This window comes from Brasilonema bromeliae SPC951, assembly GCF_012912135.1.
GTDB lineage: Bacteria > Cyanobacteriota > Cyanobacteriia > Cyanobacteriales > Nostocaceae > Brasilonema > Brasilonema bromeliae.
Window position 1 is genome coordinate 1 of record NZ_QMEB01000291.1, and the last position, 7258, is coordinate 7258.

3 protein-coding genes are annotated in these 7258 nt (G+C 42.4%); all 3 read right to left on the reverse strand.

Features of this window, described 5'->3' with window-relative positions; all coding sequences use genetic code 11:
- Positions 1–258: 258 nt before the first annotated feature.
- Positions 259–1041 carry a peptidylprolyl isomerase gene (locus DP116_RS25700; protein ID WP_169157847.1) on the reverse strand — a complete coding sequence of 261 codons (783 nt, stop codon included), beginning with the start codon at positions 1039–1041 and terminating at the stop codon, positions 259–261.
- A 330-nt stretch (positions 1042–1371) separates the two neighbouring features.
- On the reverse strand, positions 1372–2934 hold the full coding sequence (locus DP116_RS25705) for a beta-barrel domain-containing protein (RefSeq protein ID WP_169157848.1): 1563 nt from the start codon (positions 2932–2934) through the stop codon (positions 1372–1374).
- Positions 2935–2997: 63 nt separating this feature from the next.
- Positions 2998–6075, reverse strand: coding sequence for an ABC transporter transmembrane domain-containing protein (locus DP116_RS25710; RefSeq protein ID WP_169157849.1), 3078 nt, complete (start codon positions 6073–6075; stop codon positions 2998–3000).
- Positions 6076–7258 lie beyond the last annotated feature (1183 nt).

The following is a 7258-nucleotide window of genomic DNA, read 5'->3' on the forward strand; positions in this document are numbered from 1 at the left end:
CGACTGTTTCGCTGATTCTATTTATTTGTAATTATGAAGTTATCTTGAAGACGAAAGCCTCAATTGATTTCGAGCAAATATTTTTTCTATCTATAATTTTTCATTCTTAAAATCACTTATATTGCTACCCTTTTGTAAAAAGAGTTTTTAATTATTTGAAATCAAACAAAAGCCTTTCGCCCCTTTCTAACAAAAGGAGAATAAGTCGCTATATACAAAATTTGTTTACACAGACACTTTTTTTCAGAAACCGAAAAATTAGGCTTGCTTACGCAACTCTTGCGATCCTTGCAAATCAAGACTTAAATCTAAATTTGTGTTAATCTCTATCGTTTGAATTTGTTCCTTCAACCAATGATCAAACAATTCTTGCTGAATTTTGTCACGTAACTGCTCATCCAAGATAGGTTGAACAATTTCTTCTACCCAAATCAAATAAACTCCCTTGGAAGTCGAAATCGGCTTGATAAGGGACGGTGGAGTGGCAGCAAATACAGCCGCTGCAATCTCTGGTCGAAAATCTTTACGATGTCGCATTCCTTGATATCCTCCAGCACGTCGAAGTTCAGGCTGTTGAATATATTCACGAGCAATTTCTTGGAAAGTGATTTCGCCTGATTCGAGAGAATAAAACAGTTCTAGGGCCAAGTCTCTGTCATCCAAGATAACTTCATAAGTGACAGCAGCAACGTAATTGAGTTGGTTTTCATAAAAGAACCGTTCTATATGCTGTGCAAACAAATGGCTAGCTAACTTAGTGGCAAGTACTTTGTTATGGATCAATTCTTCAAATTCAGCCAGAGAGAGATGATGTTTTTTGAGCCAGTTCCAAGTGTCTTGAGCTTTGACAAGTTTTTTGGCAAAGCGTAGTCTATCTCCTTCTTGTTGAAGTTCTTGTTCCGAGACTTGAATCCCGGCTTCTTGAGCCGCCTCAGCAATAATTTTTTGGGTTGCGATCGCTTCCACAACATCAGGGATTTGACAAGATAGTTTCAGACTGTGAATCAGGTCTGAGGACGAAATGGTCAAAGGTTTTGACACGACACGATTCTCCTAGGAATTTGAATTTTAGACTAGAAACGTTAAAACAGTTATCAGTTATCAGTTATCAGTTATCAGTTATCAGTTACCAGTTATCAGTTATCAGTTATCAGTTACCAGTTATCAGTTACCAGTTATCAGTTACCAGTTATCAGTTATCAGTGAGCCAGCGCTGCAGGAGGGTCTCCCTCCGTAGGCGACTGCGAACCCGAAGGGTTACCAGGTAGGAAACGGACTCGTCCACCCCTTGTTCCCTGCGTAGGTAGCTGCGTAGGTAGCTGCGTAGGTAGCTGTTCACTCTTGTTGGTAGCTGTTAAAGTTGACTTTTGACTAAACGTTTAAACCACCTTTGTGCAATTTCTGAAATGGATCTAGGATGAAGTCGATGATACGCCGCTGGCGGATAACCACCTCAGCGGTTGCACTTTGTCCAGGAATGAATTGAATACGTTTTTTGCCACTTTGGATATACTGCTGATTCAAAGTGATTTCTAACTCAAAGTTTTCTACATTCCCTTGAAGTGTTTGCTGAACTTTAGAGTCTGGAGAAATCCAATTGACTTTTCCTGACACGATGCCATACTCCTGGAAAGGATAGGCATCAAATTTGACTTTGGCAGGCATACCCGCTTTTAAGAAGCCACTGTGCTGGTTAGGTATCTGAGCTTTGAGTACTACACCAACTTGTAATGGTGCAATTTGAGCAACTCTCTGACCTGGTTGTAGTACGGCTCCTGGCTTGGTAGTGGGAAATTCAAAAATCACACCATTAATGGGCGATCGCACCACTCGTTGCTGCAACTGAATCTTTGAGGCTCTTAATTGGCTTTGAGTTTGGGAAATTTCCGATTGCAGGGAGTCAATTTGTGATTGCAGTTCTTTGAGTTGTTCCTCTAGTTTGAGTTGTGCAAGTTGATTTGTATGAACCAAGCTTTGATAATTGCGTTGTTCTTCTTTGAAGCGGAGTTCAGCTTGCTGGATTTCTGACTGAGCTTGCTGAATTGTCCTTTGATAACTGGTTTGTTGCTCTTTTAAGCTCGACTGAGTCTGAGCAATCTCAGACTGAGCTTGCACAAGGCGTTCGTAGTTTTCTTGTGCTGACTGTTCCACTTCCTTGAAGCGCTCTTGTGACATCACACCATCTTCATAGGCTTTTTTATAGCGTGGGACTTTTCCTTGAGAGGCTTGAAAACGAACTTCTGCTAATTTCTGAGCTGCCTTGCTAGAATTGAGAGCCTGCTGCACCTGGTCTACTTTCGCCAGTTTTTCCTCTTTCTGTAAGTTATAGACGGCTTTGAGAGCATCTAAATTCTGTCGCGCCTGGTCCACTTGAGACTGTTTTGCTAAGAGTTGAGCTTGGTTTTGTTGTTGCTGAGTTTGCACAGAAACCGTCAATTGATTTTTGAGTAGTTCTGAACTCTTGCGCCGATTTTGCAGTCCGTCGAGCTTTGTCTGAACCTGGTTAAGTTCAGTTTTGAGAACCTCTGAGTCTAGTTCCAGTAGAACCTGACCTGATTTTACGGTGTCGCCTTCTTTGACCTTGACAACGGTCACACTTCCACCCACTGGACTATCTAACTTTTGGGTTGCACCTTTGGGTTCAAGACGTCCTCTAGCACTCTCTGTCTCATCCACCTTTGAGAACATCGCCCAAGGTAAGACAATCACTGCAAAAGCGACTAACAAATACAGCGAAGAACGTGTCCAGACTTTAGGTAAAGCATCTAACAGTTCTTCGGTTCCCAAAAACCAATTTTGTGTCTCATCTGTTGTTTCTGTCTGCTTAACTGACTCAGTAGATTCCGCGCTTTTGGCTGACTGAATGTAGTTTTTTTGCGGGTCAGGCTGGGGTTTCGGAACTCCAGATGAGGGATTAGGAGATGTGTTTGGCATAGTTTTCGTTGGTGGTACACGAAATCAGTAATCACTTAAGTGATCACTGTTAACTGTAAAAACTTAACCTGCATGAGCAAGTTGTTGTTGATTCAGGTAGTAATAATGTCCTTTTTTGGCGATTAATTCGTCGTGTGTCCCGCTTTCGACCAAGACACCCCGGTCTAACACTAGAATTAAGTCAGCGTTGCGGACAGTGGAAAGGCGATGGGCAATAATCAGACTCGTGCGTCCTTGAAGAATAGTTTTCAAGTTGTTCTGAATGATTCGTTCGGATTCCGCATCCAGGCTACTGGTGGCTTCATCGAAAATTAAAAATCGGGGATTACCTAGCAAGGCGCGGGCGATCGCCAGACGTTGACGTTGTCCACCAGAAAGCATTCCACCACCTTCACCAATTTCGGTGTCGTAACCCATTGCTTGCTGCTGAATAAATTCATCTGCACCAGCCAAACGTGCTGCTTCAATAATGTCTTCTAAAGATGCTTCTGGATGAGCGATACCAATGTTTTCTCGAATTGTACCGCCAAACAAGAAAGTAGCTTGGTCTACCACACCAATTTGCTGTCGCAGGGATTTAAGAGTGATACTACTAACATCGTGACCATCGACTAAGACTTTGCCCTCGCTTGCAGGATATAGACCCAACATTAACTTTGACAAAGTTGTCTTTCCAGAACCACTGCGTCCCACCACCGCGACTGTTTGTTCCGGCTGAATTTCAAAGCTGAGATTTTCCAGGATGTTTGTTTGGCTTTCTGGGTGATAGCGGAAAGTGACATTATCAAAGCGAATGTGACCGCGCAAGTGACGCAAAGGCTTGCGGGGTTTGTTTTGCAAGTCTTCTTCTGGTTCTGCGTCCAGGACATCGTTGATGCGTTCCACAGAAATGACAATTTCTTGGAATTGATTCCACACCACGCTGAGTCGCTTGAAAGGGCTGAGGACGTTGCCCAACAACATATTAAAAGCAATCAGTTGTCCAATAGTGAGTTCTTGATTAATGACTAGCGAGGCCCCGTACCATAGCAATACCGTATGCATCACAGTGTCGATGACACTACTAGTAATTTGCAGATTATTGCCAATAATCTGTGCGCTAAAGGATTTTTTGACCAAAGTATTCAGCAATTCTTCCCAACGCCAGCGCACTGTATGTTCAATTGCCATTGAACGCACTGAACGAATACCCGTGAGGGCTTGAATCAGGTAACTGCTTTGTTCAGCGCCTGCATTGAAAATCTCTCTGGACATCCGACGCAAGATATTTGTCGAAGCTAGTGTCAGGATAAAAAATGGCGGTACAGTCATCAACCCTAGAAGTGCCATCCGCCAGTTATACCAAAACATTAATGTTGCATAAATAAACACTGTCAACAAATCCAGAATGATTGACAGTGTTTCCCCTGTCAGGAAGTTTTGAATTTTTTGGTTTTCCTGGATGCGAGAGACAATATCTCCGACGTAGCGGGACTCGAAGAACGATAGAGGTAAGCGTAGGGTATGTTTGATAAAACCTACCAACAGTGCAATGCTGACACGGTTTGCTGTATGCGCTAAGAGATATTGCCGTAAGCCATTCACAGCGATGCTGAACAAACCAAATATGATCAACCCTATACAGACGGCGTTTAATGTAGAGGTGCTACCCTGGACAATCACTCTATCAAAAAGCAGTTGGGTAAATAAGGGCGTGATTAGCCCAAACGCCTGAATCAGCACTGAAGCAAAGAAAACTTCCAGTAGTACCCAAGTGTGGGGTTTGAGTAGCTCAAAAAACCTCCAGATGCCTGTGCTGTCTTCTTCTGTTTCTTTTAGTACAGATGTGGGTTGCAGCAATAAGGCATATCCAGTCCAACCTGCCTGAAATTCCTTTGGGCTGAGAATGCGTTGACCAATCGCAGGGTCACCGACAATCACTTGCTTTGAGGTAATTTCATAAAGGACGATGTAGTGTTTGCCTTCCCAATGGACGATGGCTGGTAAAGATTGTTGTGCTAGTTTATCAAAGCTGGCTTTGACTGGACGGGTTGCAAAGCCAACATTTTCAGCGGCGGCGGCTAAAGCACTAAGTGATGCACCAGACCGGCTGACGTTGGCTGACTCCCGCAGTCGATTCAGATTTAGGCGTTTGCCCCAATAGCGTGCTATCATCACCAGACACGCGGCACCACAGTCGGCAGCACTTTGCTGTGCAAAAAATGGGTAGCTTTTGGTTAGTTGTCCCCACGCTTGCCCGACTTTCACTTTGGGAGTTGGAAAGTAGGCGCGTGATTTTTTTGGCTGTTGTTTTGTTGTCGCTGACTCCCTTTGGGGAAAAGGGATGACGTTTCCAGAAGGAGTAATTTGTTCTGCTTTTGATTTCCGAGGACGTACCTTTTGCTCTTGAGGTGCGGGTGAATCTTGTTCGGGTTCTACCAACTGTGCCAATTGCTGCCAGTGTTCAATCACTGTTTGCCATTGTGTTTCTTTGAGATCGTAGGCGATCGTTGGCTCAGTTGTTTGCCAATCTCCCTGATCTGAGTGTGTAATAATTTGTCCTGGTGTCAAACTTTGACCATTTGTATGTCGCAGTTCTCCTTTGTACACCAGCCACAATTTACTATCTTTGGGTAGCGATATTTTTTGATTGCTATCCAATTGGTGTTGAGAGAAATAAGATAAACCTTTTAGTATTTCTGGTACGTCTGATGGTGGGCACTCTATTTGCGAATTTTGCCGACATCGCAGTAGTAAGTCCCATAGTTGAGCGCGTTGCAGGAGGCGATCGCCAAGGCTAGGATTTTTATCTATTAAAAGTTTTAATATCTCTAGTTTGAGATAGCAAAGCTTGAGGTTCGTTGATGCTTTGGCAATATATGGTAGAAAGTCTTGTTCTGGAAACAAGGTAGCTTCTGCGAAGCAAGAACCTGTACCTAGAGTTGTGATTAAGTTCTCGGCGCTATCTAATAGTCTGACTTTGCCACGAAGAACTATATACACTCCGGCAATACCGTCTGTTGTTTGCCAAAACTGCTTTGTGGGTGCTGGTTCGAGGATTTCTGCCTGTGCAATGCACCCTGCTAGTTCCTGTTGTGAAACAACCACGTCTAATGCTGTAGCTATTTGTTGACACAACTGCTGCGAAAATTCTGATGACATTATCATTCCTCCACCACAATAATCAGTCTTTGGTCTGAACTAAATTGATTGACGACCGTAAACTACACTCTGGTTGAGGGAGCAGTTGCTGAGTACCATACATGCACCTTTCTATGGTGCCTTTAAAGCTTGCACAAGCTTGCCGTTGAGTGAACTGGTGTAACATAATATTAGTTGACGTCAAAAAAGTGGGCGCATGAATCCGCTGCAGCTGTCACTAGTCCCGATGCAAAGGCTTGACAGCCACATACTTAATTAGTCCTGGGAAGCTAATTAATTGTGTGTTTGACGTACAGCACCTTGGAAGCCGCTCCCCTACTGTTATGGGGTTTAGGGGGGCTATTTCCAGGTTAATACGCACTTTGGTTTCCCTATCTTCCGGTTTCTGGGGTAACCAGAACGAATAGAGTACTCAAAGAGTTGCAAACACATCAAGTTAGAGTTTTATTTTTTTTAATGAATGAGAAAGCTATAAAGACGCACTGACTAACAGAGGTATAAAAAATCTTATTAGTAAATGGCAGTAAGCATCCCTGAGTAAACACACTAAAAATCATGGCTGTTGGATCCTTTAAAAACAACAGTATGTTGTTAACATTATGTTTGACAGTATACAATCACTTCATTCGCAATTACTTACTCGCACTCCTTTTAAGTATGCTGCAAGCTAACCACTGTATCTTAAATCAAATTAAGAGCTGACAAAGACCTAAAAACTAATGAATATATGACTCAGCGAAGTTGTGAGCGAACTTTGCTTGACTGAATTCTGTTTAGAAGGAACTTCCAGCTAACTTCAGAATATGATAAACGGTTAACTCTGGTTTCAAACCAGTATCAATCCGTTTTTTCCCTTGGATAACTAGAATTGGCTGACTACAGGCAAGACTAGGCTTCTTATTTGCTTATCAAGCATCTGTTAGCTTGATTTTCAATCAGGAATATGAGTTATGACGTCTCGAAGTTGCAAAAAAAACAACTCCAAGAATTAATCTAGCACAGTCCTCCAATGAAACTACCCAACCATTAATTAGTAAATTTCCGTACCTCTTGTCAAGAGTTCTTCATAATAAATTCATTTTTTTCCGGTTCTTCTTAAAAACTTTATATTAGGTTTATCAATTTCTTAAATTAAGCTTTGTGTCAAAAAATCTTTATATGTAAAAAAAACAAAATTCATATT

What these genes read in the sequence shown, in the direction of transcription:
- DP116_RS25705 (WP_169157848.1), bottom strand. Translation starts at nt 2,934, where the DNA reads ATGCCAAACACATCTCCTAATCCCTCATCTGGAGTTCCGAAACCCCAG.
- DP116_RS25710 (WP_169157849.1), bottom strand. Translation starts at nt 6,075, where the DNA reads ATGTCATCAGAATTTTCGCAGCAGTTGTGTCAACAAATAGCTACAGCA.